Source organism: Streptomyces sp. DvalAA-43 (assembly GCF_900091725.1).
In the GTDB taxonomy this organism is placed as follows: domain Bacteria; phylum Actinomycetota; class Actinomycetes; order Streptomycetales; family Streptomycetaceae; genus Streptomyces; species Streptomyces pulveraceus.
The window spans coordinates 526,170-544,377 of record NZ_FMBW01000071.1; the positions used below are offsets into that span (position 1 = coordinate 526,170).

The window sequence follows — 18,208 nt, forward strand, 5'->3', positions numbered from 1 at the left end:
AGGGGGCGTGGCCGTGCGGGCCAGCGCCCTGTCAAGAAACGCTTCATCGACTACCCGCGCGCCGGGAAGTACGGCGCGCGGCGCTGGGTGCCGTCGTGGAAGCTGGCCTCCGGCCTCTGCGTCGGCTTTCTCGGCGCGCTGATGGGCATCGGCGGGATCGCGTACGCGATGGTCGGCCTGCCCAATGTGAACGAAGCCGCGAAGGCGCAGAACAACGTCTACCTGTGGGACGACGGCTCGCAGATGGTTGCCACCGGTAGTGAGGTCAACCGCCAGATAATCAGCTTCGAGCAGATCCCCGACGCCATGCGGAACGCCGTGATCTCCGCCGAGAACAAGTCCTTCGAGCATGACCGGGGCATCGACCCCATGGGCATCGCCCGAGCCCTGTTCAACATGGCGACCGGCGGCGAGACCCAGGGTGGTTCGACGATCACCCAGCAGTACGTGAAGAACTCTCGTCTCTCCCAGGAACAGACCCTGAGCAGGAAGTTCCAGGAACTCTTCATCACGCTCAAGGTCACCAACAAGATGAAGAAGAACGAGATCATCAGGGACTACCTCAACGTCTCGTACTACGGGCGAGGTGCTTCGGGGATCCAGGCGGCGGCCAGGACGTACTACGGCAAGGACGCCGTGGATCTGAATCCGAGCGAGTGCGCGTTCCTGGCCACGCTGCTCAAGGGCGCGTCCTACTACGACCCGGCGGGCGCCACCGACGTCGATCCCAAGCAGGCGACGCCGAAGCTGAACACCGAGCGGGCCAAGAAGCGCTGGAAGTGGATCCTCGACGAAGAGGTCAAGGACGGACGTCTTTCGCAGACGGAGCGGGCCAAGTACACCGAGTTCCCGGATCCCCTCCCGCTGAAGAAGAGTCCCCAGCTCGGCGGCCAGACCGGATACCTGGTCGACCTGGCCAAGAAGTACTTCCTCAACAACACCCCCGGCGTCACGGCGGACATGCTGGCCCAAGGCGGCTACCAGATCCACACCACCTTCAACAAGAAGAAGGTGAACGAGCTCAACGCCGCGGTCAAGAAGGTCTACGACAAAAAGATCAAGCCGAAGGAGCGCCCCGAGACGGACACCCACGTCCAGTTCGGCGGCGGCTCGGTGGATCCCAAGACCGGGGCCATCGTGGCGATCTACGGCGGCCAGGATGCGACCAAGCACTTCACCAACAACGCCGACCCCACCGGTGCGCAGGTCGGTTCGACCTTCAAGCCGTTCGTACTGGCGGCGGCGATGGAGTACGGCAAGCGGGACCCCTCGCTCGGGGAGGACCAGGGGCCGTCCGAGCGCACGCCGGTCTCGCCGCTCAGCATCTACAACGCCGACGACCGGCTGAAGATCAAGAAGTACAACGGCGACATCTGGATGGACGAGAACGGCAAGGAGTGGCTGCAGGCCAACGACGGCCATGAGTCGAAGGGCAACATCACCCTTCGCGAGGCCATGCGGGTCTCCGCCAACTCCCCGTACGTGCAGCTCGGCATGGACGTCGGCACCGACAAGGTGAAGGAAGTCGCCATACACGCGGGGCTCAAGGACGACGATCAGATGGCGGATTCGCATGTGCCGTCGTTCTCCATCGGTACGTCCTCGCCCAGCGCGATCCGTATGGCCGGCGCGTACGCGACCTTCGCCGCCAGCGGTATGCAGCGCGAGCCCTACTCGGTCTCCGAGGTGAAGCACGAGGGCAAGGTGGTCTACCAGCACAAGGACGTCCAAAAGCGTGCCTTCGAACCCGCGATCGCCGACAACGTCACCGACGTCCTGAAGAACGTCGTCGAGAAGGGGACCGGTACCCCCGCGCAGCTCCCCGGCCGCGACGTGGCGGGCAAGACCGGTACGACGGACGACAACAAGTCGGCCTGGTTCGTCGGCTACACGCCCCAGCTGTCCACGGCCATCAGCATGTACCGGCTCGACGACGATGCGGCGAACAAGGATCGCAAGTTCGAGAAGATGTACGGCACGGGTGGCGAGAAGACGATCCACGGTGCGTCGTTCCCGGCCGAGATCTGGCACGACTACATGGCGGGTGCGCTGAAGGGCATGCCGGCCCTGACCTTCCCGGAGCCGGAGCCGATCGGCGACAAGGTCTACGGCGGCGGCGCGCAGAGCCCCAAGCCGACGCCCCCCGCGTCGACGACACCGTCGCCGACCAAGTCGGTGACCGAACCGCCCTCGAAGGAAACGACCCCGCCGCCGCCCGACCCCGGCGAGACCTGCGGTACGTGGGACTGGGACTGCCAGCACAACAACGGCGGGAGCAGCGACGGGGCGAACGGCGGAAACGACGGTGGTACCGGCGGTACTCCCCCGACGACCGACCCACCGACCGGCGGAAACGCGAACGGCGGCAATGGCGGCAACGGCGGGAACGGCGGCGACGGAGGGAACGGGAACGGCGGCGACGGAGGGTTCATCGCCGGACCGGCCGGATAACGTCCGCCCGGCCCGAGGGGCCGACCGGTCATGAGGGCCGCCGCACCATCCGGTGCGGCGGCCCTCGCGGTTTCCACAGTCCCGTACGGCAGGATGAGCGGCATGCCAAGCGCAGAAGACACGAGCGTGCACCAGCACCAGGAACGGTCCGTCGTGCGGCCCACGCACCAGGACGAGGTCGCCGCGGCCGGCAGCGAGCTGATCGGCGGGCGCTCCGGGCGCTGGGCACGGTTCGGAGGCACGGCGCTCACACCCGTGGCCGTCGTCGCCCTGGTGGCTCTCGGGATGTTCGCGCTGGGCATGGTGCAGAAGCTGCCCTGTTACAACTGGGCGTGGTTCAGGGGCGCGAGCTCGCAGTACACGCACGCCTGCTACTCGGACATTCCGCATCTCTTCGCCGCACGCGGATTCTCCGACGGCCTCGTGCCCTACTTCGACCGGCTGCCCGGCGACATGCAGTACCTGGAGTACCCCGTCCTGACGGGCGTGTTCATGCAGGTCGCCTCCTGGCTGACGCCGGGCGGATCCCTCCAGTACCGCGAGCAGCTGTACTGGATGGTCAACGCGGGCATGCTGATGATCTGCGCCGTGATCATCGCCGTCTGTGTCGCCCGTACGCACCGGCGCCGCCCCTGGGACGGGCTGCTGGTCGCCCTCGCGCCGGCCTTCGCGCTCACCGCGACGATCAACTGGGACCTGCTGGCCGTCGCGCTGACGGCCGCGGCGATGCTGATGTGGTCCCGGGGACGGGCGCTGGCGTTCGGCATCCTCATCGGCCTCGCCACGGCCGCCAAGCTGTATCCCGTGTTCCTGCTGGGGCCGGTGTTCGTGCTGTGCTGGCGGGCGGGCAAGTGGCGGGAGTTCGGCATGGCCACGCTCGGGGCGGCGGTGTCCTGGCTGGTGGTGAATCTGCCGGTGATGGCCCTCGCCCCCGAGGGCTGGAAGAAGTTCTACACATTCAGCGAGGAACGGGGCATCGACTTCGGTTCCTTCTGGCTGATCATCACCCAGCGCACCGGCGAGGGCATCGAGGTCTCGACCGTCAACACCGTCTCGACCCTGACGACGGTCCTGCTGTGCGCCGCCATCGGCGCGCTCACCCTGACGGCGCCGCGCAGGCCGCGCTTCGCGCAGCTCGCCTTCCTCGTCGTCGCGGCGTTCATCCTGGTCAACAAGGTCTACTCGCCGCAGTACGTGCTGTGGCTGATCCCCCTGGCCGCCCTGGCCAGGCCGCGCTGGCGCGACTTCCTGATCTGGCAGGCCTGCGAGGTCCTGTACTTCCTGGGGATCTGGCTGTACCTCGCGTACACGACGAGCGGGGACAAGCACCAGGGGCTGCCCACGGAGGGCTACCAGCTGGCGATCGCCCTGCACCTGCTGGGCACGCTGTACCTCTGTGCCGTGGTCGTACGGGACATCCTCATGCCGGAGCGGGACGTCGTACGGCGCGACGGGTCGGACGATCCGTCCGGCGGGGTGCTCGACGGGGCCCCGGACGCGTTCGTGCTGGGGCGGGCGGCGCATCCGCCGGAGCACGCCCACGCCGCGGTGGAAGGGCCGCGGGTGGAGTGGGGCGCGGCGCGCGGACCGGTCGCCGACTGAGAACCGGGTCTCTCCCGAAGGGAGAGACCCGGTTCCGTTGCGGGGACTGCCGTGCGATCGGGGCCGGGCAGGCCCTACCGGTCGACGAGGCGGTCGAACTGGGTGGTCGTATGGCGCAGATGGGCCACCAGCTCGTCGCCCACCTTCGGCTCCTGGGCGTCCGCCGGGACGAACAGGATCGACACCTGCATGTGCGGCGGCTCGGCGAACCAGCGCTGCTTGCCCGCCCAGACGAACGGCGACAGGTTGCGGTTGACGGTGGCCAGGCCCGCGCGGGCGACCCCCTTGGCGCGCGGCATCACACCGTGCAGCGCCTTCGGGGCCTCCAGGCCCACACCGTGCGACGTCCCGCCGGCGACGACCACCAGCCAGCCGTCCGAGGCGGTCTTCTGCTGGCGGTAGCCGAAGCGGTCGCCCTTGGCCACGCGCGTGACGTCCAGGACGGCGCCCCGGTACTCCGTCGCCTCGTGGTCGCCGAGCCAGAGGCGGGTGCCGATGCGGGCGCGGAAACGGGTCTGCGGGAACTGCTGCTGGAGCCGGCCCAGCTCCTCGGCGCGCAGATGGCTGACGAACATGGTGTGCAGCGGCAGCCGGGCCGCGCGCAGCCGGTCCATCCAGCCGATGACCTCCTCGACCGCGTCCGAACCGTCCGTGCGGTCCAGCGGCAGGTGCAGGGCGAAGCCTTCGAGCCGTACGTCCTCGATGGCGGCGTGCAGCTGCCCGAGCTCCTCCTCCTTGACGCCGTGGCGCTTCATCGAGCTCATGCACTCGATGACGACCCGGGCGCCCACCAGGGCGTGTACGCCGTCCACGGAGGACACGGACCGGACGACGCGGTCGGGCAGCGGCACCGGCTCCTCGCCCCGGCGGAACGGGGTGAGGACCAGGAGGTCGCCGCTGAACCAGTCCTTGATGCGGGCCGCCTCGTAGGTGGTCCCGACGGCGAGCATGTCGGAGCCGAAGCGGATGGCCTCGTCGGCCAGCCGCTCGTGGCCGAAGCCGTATCCGTTGCCCTTGCAGACCGGGACGAGACCGGGGAACTGGTCGAGGACGGATTTCTGGTGCGCCCGCCAGCGCGCGGTGTCGACGTACAGGGAGAGCGCCATGGCCGGTCCGGAACCCTTCTGGTGGCTGCTGTGTGGGAGGTGGGTGGAGCCGAGGTCCCCATTGAAACCAATGAAGCCGGGTTTCGTCAGTGGGGCGGTGCGTAACGGAGGACGCGTGTCAGCGACGCGACATGTAGATGTCGAGCGCCTTGTGCAGCAGCTTGTTGAGCGGGAAGTCCCACTCGCCGAGGTACTCGGCGGCCTGCCCGCCGGTGCCGACCTTGAACTGGATCAGGCCGAAGAGGTGGTCGGTCTCGTCCAGGGAGTCGGAGATGCCGCGCAGGTCGTAGACGGTGGCCCCCATGGCGTACGCGTCGCGCAGCATCCGCCACTGCATCGCGTTCGAGGGCCGGACCTCGCGCTTGTGGTTGGCGGAGGCGCCGTAGGAGTACCAGACGTGCCCGCCGACGATCAGCATGGTCGCGGCCGCGACGTTCTCACCCTCGTGGCGGGCGAAGTAGAGCCGCATCCGGTTGGGGTCCTCGTTGTTGAGGGCCGTCCACATGCGCTGGAAGTAGCCCAGCGGACGCGGCCGGAAGTGGTCGCGCTCCGCCGTGATCTCGTACAGCCGCTGCCACTCGTCGAGCTCGGCGTAGCTGCCCTGGACGACCTCGACACCGGCCTTCTCGGCCTTCTTGATGTTGCGTCGCCACAGCTGGTTGAAGCCCTTGTGGACGTCTTCGAGTGAACGGTTCGCCAGCGGCACCTGGAAGACGTAGCGGGGCTGTACGTCACCGAAGCCGGCGCCGCCGTCCTCGCCCTGCTGCCAGCCCATCTTCCGCAGCCGGTCCGCCACTTCGAAGGCGCGCGGCTCGATGTGAGTGGCCTCGACGTCACGCAGCCGCTTCACCTCGGGGTCCTGGATGCCCGACTTGATGGCGGCCGAGTCCCAGCGGCGGATGATGACCGGCGGGCCCATCTTCACGGAGAAGGCGCCCTGCTGCTTGAGGTGCGCCAGCATCGGCCGCAGCCAGTCGTCCAGGTTCGGGGCGTACCAGTTGATGACCGGGCCCTCGGGCAGATAGGCGAGGTACCGCTTGATCTTGGGCAGCTGCCGGTAGAGCACCAGGCCGGCGCCGACGAGCTGTCCGCTCTTGTCGAACCAGCCGAGGCTCTCCGAGCGCCACTCCGCCTTCACGTCCGCCCATGCCGGGACCTGCATGTGACTCGCCGCGGGCAGGCTCTGGATGTATGCCAGATGCTGCTCTCGGCTGATGGTCCTCAGGGTCAGGCTCATGCGGGGCGCTCCTCGGCAGGTGTGTCCCCATCGGTCAGGGGCTCCGGCTCTCGCGCCGAAGCCTACTGTGACCGACGAGTCCACCGTCTGGCCCTATGGGACCTTGCGCCTCCGCCGTCGTGGGGGACCCGGGTCCCCGGGTCCTTGCACGGGGAACGACGCGAGGTTCCCGAGTGGTTCCTCGCGCCGTTCCTCCGGCCTGTGCCGGCTGCCGGGTCACCCGCCGTCCGGCTCGTACCGGCCGCGGATCACCTGCCGGCCGCCCGGTGTCAGCCCACCACGCCGCCGAAGAGGCCGCCGTGCGCCATGCCCAGGAAGAAGCCGATGGCGGCTGCGCCCATGCCGATGATCAGCGGGAACCGTTCTCGCGTGGTCACCGAGACGTACTGCCCGTAGGCGCCTGTGAGGATCCCGATGAGCCCGGCCCACGAGCTGATCAGATGCAGGTTGTGGAACATCGCCGTCACGAAGGCGAGAACACCGAGGACCAGCGTCACCACCACCAGCGTCTGCTGGAGCGGATGGGGCCTGCCGTCGGTGGCGAGCAGGGAGACGGGGGGACGGGGTCGTATTGCCTGTGCCATGGAGTACCTCCTGGCCGAAAGGGGCGCGTCGTGGCGTCGCTCACACCCGATGTGTCCAGATTGCGTCTCCTGACCACCGGATTTCAACCGGAAGCCGGTGTGCGGGTACTCTGTACGGTCTGCACCGGTGTCTGCCCAGGCCAGCACATTCAGCCCCTCTCGATGGAGGGCGTTGTCAGTGGCGGCTGTTTTACTCGGAGACACTGTTGCTTACGCATCACGACCCTCCTGCCACGGAACGACCGTGGCCGCTGAGTCCAAAGGAGGTGGGTTCCACATGCGTCACTACGAGGTGATGGTCATCCTCGACCCCGATCTCGAGGAGCGCGCTGTCTCCCCGCTGATCGAGAACTTCCTCTCCGTCGTCCGTGAGGGCAACGGAAAGGTTGAGAAGGTCGACACCTGGGGCCGTCGTCGTCTCGCTTACGAGATCAAGAAGAAGCCCGAGGGCATCTACTCGGTCATCGACCTGCAGGCCGAGCCTGCGGTCGTCAAGGAGCTCGACCGCCAGATGAACCTGAACGAGTCGGTCCTCCGGACCAAGGTCCTCCGTCCCGAGTCCCACTGAGCTTCTAGCTCAGTGGTCATCGGGTTCGAGTAGCAGCAAGCAGCCAGAAGCAATCCCCGCCGAGAGGTTCATCCATGGCAGGCGAGACCGTCATCACGGTCGTCGGCAATCTCGTCGACGACCCCGAGCTGCGCTTCACCCCGTCCGGTGCGGCGGTCGCGAAGTTCCGTGTCGCGTCCACTCCCCGCATCTTCGACCGGCAGACCAATGAGTGGAAGGACGGCGAAGGCCTGTTCCTCACCTGCTCGGTCTGGCGGCAGGCGGCGGAGAACGTCGCCGAGTCGCTCCAGCGAGGCATGCGCGTCGTCGTGCAGGGTCGGCTGAAGCAGCGGTCCTACGAAGACCGCGAGGGCGTCAAGCGCACGGTCTACGAGCTGGATGTCGAGGAAGTCGGCCCCAGCCTGAAGAACGCCACGGCCAAGGTCACCAAGACCACCGGTCGCGGTGGTCAGGGCGGCCAGGGTGGATACGGCGGTGGCCAGCAGGGCGGCGGTAACTGGGGCGGCGGTCCCAGTGGCGGTGGCCAGCAGGGTGGTGGCGGCGCTCCCGCCGACGACCCGTGGGCCACGAGCGCGCCGTCCGGCGGTCAGCAGGGCGGGGGCCAGCAGGGCGGCGGAGGCGGCTGGGGCGGAAGCTCCGGTGGTTCCGGCGGCGGCTACTCGGACGAGCCTCCCTTCTAGGGCAGCTCGTACCCCCACTTCTTGATCACACAGGAGATACACCATGGCGAAGCCGCCTGTGCGCAAGCCTAAGAAGAAGGTCTGCGCGTTCTGCAAGGACAAGACCCAGTACGTGGACTACAAGGACACGAACATGCTGCGGAAGTTCATTTCCGACCGCGGCAAGATCCGTGCCCGCCGCGTGACCGGCAACTGCACGCAGCACCAGCGTGACGTCGCCACGGCAGTCAAGAACAGCCGTGAGATGGCGCTGCTGCCCTACACGTCCACCGCGCGATAAGGGAAGGGTGACCGAATCATGAAGATCATCCTCACCCACGAGGTCTCCGGCCTCGGTGCTGCGGGCGACGTCGTCGACGTCAAGGACGGGTACGCCCGTAACTACCTGGTTCCGCGTGGCTTTGCCATCCGCTGGACCAAGGGTGGCGAGAAGGACGTGGCGCAGATCCGCCGCGCCCGCAAGATCCACGAGATCGCCACGATCGAGCAGGCCAACGAGATCAAGTCCAAGCTCGAGGCCGTGAAGGTCCGTCTGGCTGTTCGCTCCGGCGACGCCGGCCGTCTCTTCGGCTCCGTGACCCCGGCCGACATCGCCTCGGCGATCAAGGCCGCCGGTGGCCCCGACGTCGACAAGCGTCGCGTCGAGCTCGGCTCGCCGATCAAGACGCTCGGCGGACACCAGGTGTCCGTGCGTCTGCACCCCGAGGTCGCTGCGAACCTCGGCATCGAGGTCGTTGCTGCCTAAGGGCACAGCTCACCTGAGCAGCTGAAGGGCCGTACCCCACGGGGTGCGGCCCTTCGTCGTTCCGGGCCGCATGCTCCTGGTCGCGTGGGACGGTTTCACGTGAAACGCGACCAGGGCGGGCGGCTCAGCGGGTGACCCCGGTGATGACCCACTTGCCGGAGCGGGTGCGCAGCCAGAGGGTGACCATGCGGACGACCATCATCAGAGCCATCGCCCACCACAGTGTCGTCAGACCTCCGCCGATCACCGGCACCAGCAGGGCGACCGGCGCGAAGACCGCGAGAGTGACGAGCATGGCCCAGGCCAGATACCGCCCGTCGCCGGCGCCCATCAGGACTCCGTCGAGGACGAAGACCACGCCGGCGATCGGCTGGGAGAGCGCCACCACCAGCAGTGCCGGGAGCAGGGTGTCCTGCACGGACCGGTCACTGGTGAACAAGGGCACGAACAGTGGGCGGGCCAGGACGATCAGTGCTCCGAAGACCACCCCGGAGACGATGCCCCACTGCACCATGCGGCGGCAGGCCTCGCGTGCGCCCTTGGCGTCGTCGGCTCCCAGATAGCGGCCGATGATCGCCTGACCGGCGATGGCGATGGCGTCGAGGGCGAAGGCCATCAGGCTCCAGAGGGAGAGGATGATCTGGTGCGCGGCTATCTCGGTGTCGCCGAGGCGGGCGGCGACGGCCGTGGCGATCATCAGGACGGCACGGAGCGACAGCGTACGGACCAGCAGCGGAACGCCCGCCTGGGCGCTGGCCCTGATGCCTGCGGCGTCGGGGCGCAGCGAGGCGCCGTGGCGTCGCGCCCCCCGTACCACCACGACCAGATAGGCAACGGCCATCGAGACCTGCGCGATCACGGTGCCCCAGGCCGATCCGGCGATGCCGAGACCGGCGCCGTAGACCAGTCCCGCGTTGAGGGCCCCGTTGGCCGCGAAGCCGCCGATGGCGACGTACAGCGGGGTCCTGGTGTCCTGCAGGCCGCGGAGTACGCCGGTCGCGGCCATCACCACGAGCATCGCGGGGATGCCGAGGCTGGAGATCCTCAGATACGTGGTCGCGTAAGGGGCTGCGGTGTCGGAGGCTCCGAAGACGTCCACCAGCCAGGGGGCGGTGGGAAGCGCGACGGCGATGACGGCGATGCCCAGCAGGAGCGCCAGCCAGATGCCGTCCATGCCCTGCCGGATCGCGGAGGCCAGATCACCCGCCCCGACCCGTCGTGCCACCGCCGCGGTGGTGGCGTAGGCGAGGAAGACGAAGATGCTGACAGCGGTGGTCAGCAGGGCGGCGGCGACGGCCAGGCCGGCCAGTTGCGGGGTGCCGAGATGACCGACGATCGCGCTGTCGACCATCACGAAGAGCGGCTCGGCGACGAGTGCGCCGAAGGCAGGGACGGCGAGCGAGATGATCTCGCGGTCGTGCCGTCGGCGACTGGAAGGCGGGGTTGCCGGGGCCTGGATCATGGGGGTCAATCTAATCTTCCACAGGTAATGGATGCAATGCCTTCTGGGTCCTTACATTTGCTGAGCTCCGGCGTTCTCCCGTGGGCCGTTTGTCGTGATCTTGTGCTGACTCGGAAAGTTTTTCTCCCCCACAGCCCGTGGATGGGGAAAGGCCAGGTCAGCGCCGTGGTGGTGCAGGTGTTATGAGTTTGTCCACAGTGCTGTCCCCCGCTCCGTGCACAGGTTCTGCGGGGTTCTCCACAGCATCTGGTCGGTCGTCCACATGGCCTGTGGATAACCAGATTGGCTGACGGTGCCGAGCGGCCTACCGTGGACCGGCGCCCGCACCCCGTTCTGGTCCTGGAACCACGTATAACTCGACGCGCCGGAACCGGAGTCGGGCGTCTTGTTTGTCGGTGCTGTGCCGTAAGAAAGAGTGGCATGGCGAGGTCCGCGGAGCGGACGGGAGGAGGTGGCCCGGTGAGCATTCCCGAGCCTTTGGACGACCCCTGGGCCGAGTCCGGTCCCAGTGACCGTCTGCCCGTTTCCCGGCCGCGCCGCGGTGAAGGCCGGGACCGCGGCGAGCAGCACGAACGCGGCAGGGAGAGCGGCGGCTGGGAGGGCGGCTCTTCCGGTTTCGAGCGGGTGCCGCCCCAGGACCTCGATGCCGAGCAGTCGGTTCTCGGTGGCATGCTCCTGTCCAAGGACGCCATCGCCGAAGTCGTGGAGGTCATCAAGGGCCACGACTTCTACCGCCCCGCGCACGAGACCGTCTTCCAGGCCATTCTCGACCTCTACGCCAAGGGCGAGCCGGCCGACCCGATCACGGTGGCGGCCGAGCTGGTCAAGCGCGGCGAGATCACCAAGGTGGGCGGGGCGCCGTATCTGCACACCCTCGTCCAGTCCGTGCCGACCGCGGCCAACGCTTCGTTCTACGCGGAGATCGTCCATGAGCGGGCGGTCCTGCGACGGCTGGTCGAGGCCGGGACGAAGATCACGCAGATGGGATACGCGGCCGACGGCGATGTCGACGACATCGTGAACTCCGCGCAGGCCGAGATCTACGCCGTCACCGAGCAGCGCACCAGCGAGGACTATCTGCCGCTCGGCGACATCATGGAGGGCGCGCTCGACGAGATCGAGGCGATCGGTTCGCGCAGCGGCGAAATGACCGGGGTGCCGACCGGCTTCACCGACCTCGACGCGCTGACGAACGGCCTGCACCCGGGTCAGATGGTCGTCATCGCGGCCCGTCCCGCCATGGGTAAGTCCACGCTGGCCCTCGACTTCGCACGGGCCTGCTCGATCAAGAGCAATCTGCCCAGCGTGATCTTCTCCCTCGAAATGGGGCGCAACGAGATCGCGATGCGTCTGCTCTCCGCCGAGGCGCGGGTGGCGCTGCACCACATGCGCTCCGGCACCATGACCGACGAGGACTGGACGCGGCTGGCCCGCAGGATGCCGGATGTCTCGGCCGCCCCGCTCTACATCGACGACTCCCCGAACCTCTCCATGATGGAGATCCGGGCGAAGTGCCGTCGGCTCAAGCAGCGCAACGACCTCAAGCTCGTGGTCATCGACTATCTGCAGCTGATGCAGTCCGGTGGCTCGAAGCGCGCCGAGAGCCGCCAGCAGGAAGTCTCGGACATGTCCCGAAACCTCAAGCTGCTGGCGAAGGAACTTCAGCTCCCGGTCATCGCGCTCTCCCAGCTGAACCGTGGTCCCGAGCAGCGCACGGACAAGAAGCCGATGGTCTCCGACCTGCGTGAATCCGGATCCATCGAGCAGGACGCCGACATGGTGATCCTGCTGCACCGCGAGGACGCGTACGAGAAGGAGTCCCCCCGCGCCGGTGAGGCCGACCTGATCGTGGCCAAGCACCGTAACGGTCCGACGGCAACGATCACAGTGGCCTTCCAGGGCCACTACTCGCGCTTCGTGGACATGGCACAGACCTGACGGCGCCCGCGGATTTCGGGGCGCGGTCCGGGGGCTGTGAAATGGGCTCGCCACCGCCTGGTTCTGCGGGTAGTTCTGTGAGCATGACCTTCTCATTCGAACAGTTGCTCCCGGGGACGCGGCGCGCCCTGCTGCACCGCATCGCCACCGCCCAGTCGGAGGGCCGCGCGCCCTCTCTCGTCGCCGCGGTACAGCGGCAGGGGCAGACCGTCTGGAGCGGCTCCCGCAGTTGTGTGGACGGGCATGCGCCGGACGCCGACACCCAGTTCAGGATCGGGTCCCTCACCAAGACCTTCACCGCGGTGCTGGTCCTGCGCCTGCGTGACGAGGGCCTGCTGGACCTGGACGATCCGCTGGAGAAGCATCTGCCCGGCACCGGCGTCGGCGGCGTGACGATCCACCAGCTGCTGGGGCACAGCGCGGGACTCGGTGCCGAGTCGCCCGCTCCCTGGTGGGAGCGGACCCCGGGCTCACTGCGGCCCGAGCTGGCCGATGTGCTCGGCGAGCAGACACGGATGCACCGTCCGGGGCACCGTCACCACTACTCGAACCCCGGCTACACGCTGTTGGGCACGCTGGTCGAGAAGGTGCGCGGGGCGAGCTGGGCAGAGGTGCTGCGACACGAGATCCTGGAACCGCTCGGCATGCACCGCACCAGTCCCCACCCGCAGTCGCCGCACGCGGGCGGCTGGGCCGTGCACCCCTGGGCCGATGTCATGCTGCCCGAACCCGCCGAGGATCTCGGACTGATGGCCCCGGCCGGTCAGCTCTGGTCCACGACCGGCGACCTCCTGCGCTTCGCGGCGCTCCTGGCCGAGGGGGACGACCGGGTTCTCTGTGCGGCTTCCGTGGAGCAGATGCGTGAGCCGTCCGCACCGACCGAGTCCGGCGACTGGCAGTCCAGTTACGGGCTGGGGCTTCAGCTGGTGCGGAGCGGTAGCCGCACGCTCTTCGGGCATACGGGGTCACTGCCCGGGTTCCTGGCCGCTCTGTGGATCAGCGTCGAGGACGATGTGGCGGCCGTCGCGCTCACCAATACGACATCGGGACCGATGATCGGTGGTGTCGCCGCCGACCTCGTGGACATCGTGGCCGAGGCCGAGCCCCGTATCCCGGAGCCCTGGTGCCCGCTGCCGGAGGTGGATGCCGAACTTCTCGCGCTCACCGGCCCCTGGTACTGGGGCACGCGTCCGAACGTCCTGCGGATGACCCCGAACGGCGGGCTGGAACTCGGACCGTTGCAGGGCGACGGTCGCGGCGCACGCTTCACCGCACGGCCGGATGGCACCTGGGTCGGCCTTGACGGCTACTACGCGGGGGAGACGTTGCGCGTCGTCCGGAACAGCGACGGCAGCGTGAACCATCTCGATCTGGGGTCGTTCGTCTTCACGCGGGAGCCGTACGACCCGGCCGCGGCCGTTCCCGGTGGCGTGGACGAGGGCGGATGGCGGGGCCTGGAAGCCTGAACGCCACGTTTCACGTGAAACGCGACGTTCAGGCTTCACGTTTCGTGCGTTTCACGTGAAACGGGAGGGCGGGACGGGGTCCTTCAGGCTGTCAGCTCCCGTTCCAGCGGGGTGCGGAAGCGTGGCGTGACCCGCGTCCGGCCCACCCACTGCGAGAACCGGGATGCTTCCGCCTCGATCGCGGCGGAAGCATCCCGGCCCACGTCGGACAGCAGCCGCCAGACCGGTTCGCCATCGGCCCGCTGAGCCCAGCCGCCCACGATCCCGCCGTTCCACCACACGGTCGGGCCTATATTGCCGGACCGGTCGAAGAGGGCTTCCCGATGCCCGGCCGACAGGTGGAATCCGCGGTCGGTCCATCCCATGGCGCTGGGGTCGAGAGCGGGAAGCAGCGCGGCCCAGGGTTCCGGGGCCGGTTCCGGGGCCAGGTCCTCCGGCAGCACCCGTCCCACGGCTCCGCTGTCCAGCCGGACCTCCTCGGCCCCGATGGCTGTCAGTGCCTTGCGGGCCGTGCCCAGGCCCCAGCCCGTCCACCACGTGAGATCGGCCTCGGTCGCCGGGCCGTAGGCGCGGAGCCACCGACGGGCCAGCTCGGCCCGTGCCTGTTCGGGCTCCTCGAACGGCCAGGGCTCGGCTACCGTCCAGCGGAACTGGCTGGAGGTCCAGGAACCACGGGGCCGGTCCCGGCGGATCCGGCCTTCGGCCGCCAGGATCCGGATGACACGGGTGGCGACGCCCTGGATGGTCTCGGCCCTCTTCCCGGGGAAGACGGTGATCTTCGTGCGGAGCGCCGCCACGGCGGCGGAGAGCTCGGCGCCGGTGGCCGTGGAGCGGTCGGCGAGAGCGGCGAGGGTCTGCTGTTCGGTGTCGGCGAGCCAGCGCTCGTCCAGGCCGTTGCCGTCGTCGGCCAGGTGCTTGACGAAGGTCCGGCGTTCCTTGGCGGCCACGGCCCTGGCGTTCGAGGCGTCGACGCAGGGGGCGAGCTCCCGCGACACGACGAAAAGGGTGTTCCGCATGGAAAGCTGCCGGACCAGCGAGACGTCCCCGTAGAGAGCCTGCTCCACCGGGTCGACACTCGCCTCGGACATGCGGGCACAGGTGGAGAGGAAGACGGTGGCGGCGTCAGTGGCGTGCAGCGCGACGACCGCGTCGGCCACGGAGACCGGGGAATGGGCCCGTGCGGACGGAGCCAGGAGATGGCGTCGGCCGAGTCTGATCCTGCGCTGTTCATCACTGATGCGGTGCATGGACGACCTCCCGGATTCCGGACGGACTGGGGTCGGAACGGGATCAGAACTGGGATCGGAACGGGGATCAGAGCGCGAGCTTGAAGCCCACATGACTGGCGGTGAATCCGAGCCGCTCGTAGAAACGATGGGCATCGGTCCGGGTCACATCGGACGTCAGCTGGACCAACTGGCAGCCCTGGCGCCGGGATTCGTCCACGGCCCACTCGATCAGCAGGGTGCCGAGGCCGCTGCCGCGCTCGTCGGCGTGGACGCGGACGCCCTCGATGACCGAGCGGGTCGAGCCGCGCCGGGAAAGCCCGGGAATCACGGTCAGCTGAAGGGTTCCGACGACGCGGCCCTCGCGCACGGCGACGACCACATGCTGGTTCGGGTCGTCCACCAGCCGCCGGAATGCGGCGTGGTACGGATCCAGGTCGTCCGGTGACTCACGCTGTGCGCCCAGCGGATCATCGGCGAGCATCGCCACGATCGCGGGAATGTCGTCGAGGTCGGCCGGCCGTATGTCGAGATCGCTCATGATCGGCAGGGTACGCAGATCATCCGGATGGTGCTGCGTTTCGTCGAGTCCCGCGGGCCTGTCGTGACCACGCGGCGACTCACGCCTGTCGTGACCACGCGGCGACTCACGCCTGTCGTGACCACGCGGCGACTCACGCCTGTCGTGACCACGCGGCGACTCACGCCTGTCGTGACCACGCGGCGACTCACGCCCGTCGTGACCACGCGGCGACTCACGCCCGTCGTGACCACGCGGCGACTCACGCGATCTGCGCAGGCGCCCGCAGTTCCTCGACTGCTCTGACCAGCGGGGCCAGCTCGGGGCTCTTCGCGGCCTCGTCCAACGCGGCACGCAGCGCACTGTCATTGGTCGGCCGGGCCTCGGCGAGCAGGGCGAGACCGGCCTCCGTGACATCGGTGTAGATGCCCCGGCGATCGGTGTCGCAGAGGTACCGCGTCAGCAGACCGCGGTCTTCGAGGCGGGTGACCAGGCGGGTGGTGGCGCTCTGGCTGAGTACGACGGCGTCCGCGACCTGCTTCATCTGAAGATGTCCACCAGGGCCGTTGTGCTGCCGGCTCAGGACGCCGAGCAGGGAGTACTCCCGCACGCTCAGCCCGTGCCCGGACTGGAGCGCCCGCTCGATGCGGGCCTCGATCTTTCCGTGGAGCAAGGAGAGAGCGCACCAGCCCTGGGAGAGGGCGGTGAGTGCGGGGTCTGTCGCTGTCATGGGGTCTCTCCTCCGTGTCGGAGCCGCTTGCCACCAGGATAGGCGACTACCGCAATAGCCCGCGCTTGCAATTAATCAGCGTCTGCAATTATTGTGGACGCTCGTAAGACGCAGGCGCAATCTTCAGGGAAGGTGAAACCCATGCCGCTCGCGCTCCTAGCCCTCGCCATCGGGGCTTTCGGTATCGGGACCACCGAGTTCGTGATCATGGGGTTGCTCCCCGAGGTTGCCGCGGACTTCCAGGTCTCGATCCCGACCGCAGGATTCCTCGTCACGGGCTACGCACTCGGCGTCGTCCTCGGTGCCCCGCTGATGACGGCCCTCGGCACCCGGGTCCCCCGCAAACGCATGCTGATGCTGCTCATGGGGCTGTTCGTCGTGGGCAATGTCGTCTCGGCGGTCGCCCCCGTCTTCGGTGTGATGGTCGTCGGCCGGGTGATCGCCTCGCTCGCCCACGGTGCCTTCTTCGGCATCGGAACGGTCGTCGCGGCCGACCTGGTCGCTCCCCACAAGAAGGCCGGCGCGATCGCCATGATGTTCACCGGCCTCACCGTGGCCAATCTCGTCGGTGTACCGCTGGGCACCTACATCGGGCAGAGCATCGGCTGGCGGACCACGTTCTTCGCCGTCGCCGCGATCGGCGTCATCGGCCTGCTCGGTGTCGCCAGGCTCGTCCCCGAACAGCAACAGCACGAGGGTGTACGGCTCCGCGACGAACTGGCCGCGTTCCGCAATGTGCAGGTCCTGCTGGCCATGGGGATGACGGTGCTGGGCTTCGGCGGAGTCTTCGCGGCGATCACCTACATCACCCCGATGATGACCGAGATCGCCGGATACTCCGCGTCGTCCGTCACCTGGCTGCTGGTTCTTCTCGGACTGGGCATGGTGGGCGGCAATCTGATCGGCGGCAGGTTCGCCGACCGCCGTCTGATGCCACTGCTGTACGTGTCGCTGGGCGCCCTCGCCGTGGTTCTCGCCCTGTTCACCCTGACCGCTCACAACAAGATCGCCTCGGCCGTCACCATCGTGCTCATCGGCGGCCTGGGCTTCGCGACCGTGCCGCCGCTGCAGAAGCGGGTGCTCGACCAGGCGGCCGGTGCTCCCACCCTCGCCTCCGCGGCCAACATCGGCGCCTTCAACCTCGGCAACGCGCTCTCGGCGTGGCTCGGCGGCCTGGTCATCGCGGCCGGCCTCGGCTACACGGCTCCCAACTGGGTCGGCGCGGCCCTGGCAGCCTCGGCACTGGCCCTCGCGGTCGTCTCCGGTGTGCTGGAGCGCCGCACGGTCACGCCCAGCCGGCTTGTCGCCCGGCACAGCCCCGAACCGTCCCTGGAGTTCGCGTCCCAACGCTGAACCCGCTCACCCGCCCCACAGGCACCCACCCCTCCACCGAGCTCAGCACGTGACCGCACCACCGCGCACCAAGGAGTCACCCCCCCATGAACACCACCGCTGTCGCCGTCGCCCCCCTGACGACCCCGGACGCCGAAGCACTGATCGACGCGGCCCGTACCGCTGCCGAAGTCTCCGGCGTCGCGGTTGCCGTCACCGTCCTCGACGCGGGCGGCCATCTGCTCGCCTTCCGGCGCGATGACCGGGCCGTCCTCATCGCGGGCGAGACCAGCACCCGCAAGGCGTACACGGCCCTCCAGCTCGACGCCCCCACGGCCGACCTCGTCGACGCGGTGCGCCCCGGCGGGCTCTTCCACACGCTGCCCACCGCCCTGGACCGGCCGTTGCTCTTCATCGCCGGTGGTGTTCCGGTGCACCGCGACGGCCGACTCATCGGCGCCATCGGCGTCGGCGGAGGCGCCCCCGACCAGGATCACGGCTTCGCGACGGCTGCTGTGAAGGCCCTCGCCTGACGCGCGTACGGCCTGCGGCCGTGACGGT

General features: G+C 68.6%; 17 protein-coding genes. 10 read left to right on the plus strand and 7 right to left on the minus strand.

Annotated elements, in window-relative coordinates:
• The first annotated feature begins 87 nt into the window (after positions 1 to 87).
• Positions 88 to 2,451, plus strand: a complete 2,364-nt coding sequence (locus tag GA0115234_RS30655; RefSeq protein WP_256088858.1) for a transglycosylase domain-containing protein — start codon at positions 88 to 90, stop codon at positions 2,449 to 2,451.
• A gap of 102 nt (positions 2,452 to 2,553) precedes the next feature.
• The gene (locus tag GA0115234_RS30660; protein WP_093548145.1) at positions 2,554 to 4,053 is read left to right on the plus strand and encodes a glycosyltransferase family 87 protein; all 1,500 of its coding nucleotides are present in this window, start codon (positions 2,554 to 2,556) and stop codon (positions 4,051 to 4,053) included.
• Positions 4,054 to 4,127: 74 nt separating this feature from the next.
• On the opposite strand, the gene GA0115234_RS30665 is transcribed toward GA0115234_RS30660, so the two are convergent.
• From GA0115234_RS30665 to GA0115234_RS30675, 3 genes are all read right to left on the minus strand, one after another.
• A complete protein-coding gene (locus tag GA0115234_RS30665; protein ID WP_093548147.1) occupies positions 4,128 to 5,159 on the minus strand; it encodes an alanine racemase in 1,032 nt (343 codons plus the stop codon).
• Positions 5,160 to 5,277: 118 nt separating this feature from the next.
• Positions 5,278 to 6,396 carry a lipid II:glycine glycyltransferase FemX gene (locus tag GA0115234_RS30670; RefSeq protein WP_093548149.1) on the minus strand — a complete coding sequence of 373 codons (1,119 nt, stop codon included), beginning with the start codon at positions 6,394 to 6,396 and terminating at the stop codon, positions 5,278 to 5,280.
• Positions 6,397 to 6,665: 269 nt separating this feature from the next.
• On the minus strand, positions 6,666 to 6,980 hold the full coding sequence (locus tag GA0115234_RS30675; RefSeq protein WP_093548151.1) for a hypothetical protein: 315 nt from the start codon (positions 6,978 to 6,980) through the stop codon (positions 6,666 to 6,668).
• Between the two features lie 277 nt (positions 6,981 to 7,257).
• On the opposite strand from GA0115234_RS30675, the gene rpsF reads away from it, so the two are divergent.
• The 4 genes from rpsF to rplI all read left to right on the plus strand — a co-directional run bounded on the left by rpsF (position 7,258) and on the right by rplI (position 8,973).
• A complete protein-coding gene (gene rpsF / locus GA0115234_RS30680) occupies positions 7,258 to 7,548 on the plus strand; it encodes a 30S ribosomal protein S6 (RefSeq protein WP_072487610.1) in 291 nt (96 codons plus the stop codon).
• A gap of 74 nt (positions 7,549 to 7,622) precedes the next feature.
• A complete protein-coding gene (locus tag GA0115234_RS30685) occupies positions 7,623 to 8,228 on the plus strand; it encodes a single-stranded DNA-binding protein (protein ID WP_093548153.1) in 606 nt (201 codons plus the stop codon).
• A 43-nt stretch (positions 8,229 to 8,271) separates the two neighbouring features.
• Positions 8,272 to 8,508: a 30S ribosomal protein S18 gene (gene rpsR / locus GA0115234_RS30690; protein ID WP_003967857.1), complete on the plus strand. Its 237-nt coding sequence runs from the start codon at positions 8,272 to 8,274 to the stop codon at positions 8,506 to 8,508.
• A gap of 18 nt (positions 8,509 to 8,526) precedes the next feature.
• Entirely contained in the window at positions 8,527 to 8,973 is a 447-nt protein-coding gene (rplI, locus tag GA0115234_RS30695) for a 50S ribosomal protein L9 (RefSeq protein WP_093548155.1), read from the plus strand.
• Between the two features lie 124 nt (positions 8,974 to 9,097).
• Here rplI and GA0115234_RS30700 read toward each other — a convergent pair whose 3' ends face one another.
• Positions 9,098 to 10,435, minus strand: a complete 1,338-nt coding sequence (locus GA0115234_RS30700) for an MATE family efflux transporter (RefSeq protein ID WP_093548156.1) — start codon at positions 10,433 to 10,435, stop codon at positions 9,098 to 9,100.
• Between the two features lie 477 nt (positions 10,436 to 10,912).
• On the opposite strand from GA0115234_RS30700, the gene dnaB reads away from it, so the two are divergent.
• Positions 10,913 to 12,373, plus strand: a complete 1,461-nt coding sequence (gene dnaB, locus GA0115234_RS30705; RefSeq protein ID WP_176729322.1) for a replicative DNA helicase — start codon at positions 10,913 to 10,915, stop codon at positions 12,371 to 12,373.
• 83 nt (positions 12,374 to 12,456) lie between these two features.
• Positions 12,457 to 13,839 carry a serine hydrolase domain-containing protein gene (locus GA0115234_RS30710; protein ID WP_093548160.1) on the plus strand — a complete coding sequence of 461 codons (1,383 nt, stop codon included), beginning with the start codon at positions 12,457 to 12,459 and terminating at the stop codon, positions 13,837 to 13,839.
• An 83-nt stretch (positions 13,840 to 13,922) separates the two neighbouring features.
• Here the strand turns inward: GA0115234_RS30710 and GA0115234_RS30715 are convergent, their stop codons facing one another.
• From GA0115234_RS30715 to GA0115234_RS30725, 3 genes are all read right to left on the minus strand, one after another.
• A complete protein-coding gene (locus tag GA0115234_RS30715; protein WP_093548162.1) occupies positions 13,923 to 15,086 on the minus strand; it encodes a winged helix DNA-binding domain-containing protein in 1,164 nt (387 codons plus the stop codon).
• A gap of 67 nt (positions 15,087 to 15,153) precedes the next feature.
• Positions 15,154 to 15,606, minus strand: a complete 453-nt coding sequence (locus tag GA0115234_RS30720; protein WP_093548164.1) for a GNAT family N-acetyltransferase — start codon at positions 15,604 to 15,606, stop codon at positions 15,154 to 15,156.
• 241 nt (positions 15,607 to 15,847) lie between these two features.
• The gene (locus GA0115234_RS30725; protein WP_093548166.1) at positions 15,848 to 16,315 is read right to left on the minus strand and encodes a MarR family winged helix-turn-helix transcriptional regulator; all 468 of its coding nucleotides are present in this window, start codon (positions 16,313 to 16,315) and stop codon (positions 15,848 to 15,850) included.
• A 141-nt stretch (positions 16,316 to 16,456) separates the two neighbouring features.
• Here GA0115234_RS30725 and GA0115234_RS30730 point away from each other — a divergent pair, with 141 nt between their 5' ends.
• Positions 16,457 to 17,668, plus strand: a complete 1,212-nt coding sequence (locus GA0115234_RS30730) for an MFS transporter (RefSeq protein WP_093548168.1) — start codon at positions 16,457 to 16,459, stop codon at positions 17,666 to 17,668.
• Positions 17,669 to 17,754: 86 nt separating this feature from the next.
• Complete coding sequence (locus GA0115234_RS30735; RefSeq protein WP_093548170.1) at positions 17,755 to 18,180, plus strand: GlcG/HbpS family heme-binding protein; 426 nt, start codon at positions 17,755 to 17,757, stop codon at positions 18,178 to 18,180.
• Positions 18,181 to 18,208: the final 28 nt, after the last annotated feature.

Excerpts from the sequence above, each read along its gene's own strand:
- GA0115234_RS30660 (WP_093548145.1), top strand. The coding sequence starts at position 2,554 with ATGCCAAGCGCAGAAGACACGAGCGTGCACCAGCACCAGGAACGGTCC.
- GA0115234_RS30665 (WP_093548147.1), bottom strand. The coding sequence starts at position 5,159 with ATGGCGCTCTCCCTGTACGTCGACACCGCGCGCTGGCGGGCGCACCAG.
- GA0115234_RS30670 (WP_093548149.1), bottom strand. The coding sequence starts at position 6,396 with ATGAGCCTGACCCTGAGGACCATCAGCCGAGAGCAGCATCTGGCATAC.
- GA0115234_RS30675 (WP_093548151.1), bottom strand. The coding sequence starts at position 6,980 with ATGGCACAGGCAATACGACCCCGTCCCCCCGTCTCCCTGCTCGCCACC.
- rpsF (WP_072487610.1), top strand. The coding sequence starts at position 7,258 with ATGCGTCACTACGAGGTGATGGTCATCCTCGACCCCGATCTCGAGGAG.
- GA0115234_RS30685 (WP_093548153.1), top strand. The coding sequence starts at position 7,623 with ATGGCAGGCGAGACCGTCATCACGGTCGTCGGCAATCTCGTCGACGAC.
- rpsR (WP_003967857.1), top strand. The coding sequence starts at position 8,272 with ATGGCGAAGCCGCCTGTGCGCAAGCCTAAGAAGAAGGTCTGCGCGTTC.
- rplI (WP_093548155.1), top strand. The coding sequence starts at position 8,527 with ATGAAGATCATCCTCACCCACGAGGTCTCCGGCCTCGGTGCTGCGGGC.
- GA0115234_RS30700 (WP_093548156.1), bottom strand. The coding sequence starts at position 10,435 with ATGATCCAGGCCCCGGCAACCCCGCCTTCCAGTCGCCGACGGCACGAC.
- GA0115234_RS30710 (WP_093548160.1), top strand. The coding sequence starts at position 12,457 with ATGACCTTCTCATTCGAACAGTTGCTCCCGGGGACGCGGCGCGCCCTG.
- GA0115234_RS30715 (WP_093548162.1), bottom strand. The coding sequence starts at position 15,086 with ATGCACCGCATCAGTGATGAACAGCGCAGGATCAGACTCGGCCGACGC.
- GA0115234_RS30720 (WP_093548164.1), bottom strand. The coding sequence starts at position 15,606 with ATGAGCGATCTCGACATACGGCCGGCCGACCTCGACGACATTCCCGCG.
- GA0115234_RS30725 (WP_093548166.1), bottom strand. The coding sequence starts at position 16,315 with ATGACAGCGACAGACCCCGCACTCACCGCCCTCTCCCAGGGCTGGTGC.
- GA0115234_RS30730 (WP_093548168.1), top strand. The coding sequence starts at position 16,457 with ATGCCGCTCGCGCTCCTAGCCCTCGCCATCGGGGCTTTCGGTATCGGG.
- GA0115234_RS30735 (WP_093548170.1), top strand. The coding sequence starts at position 17,755 with ATGAACACCACCGCTGTCGCCGTCGCCCCCCTGACGACCCCGGACGCC.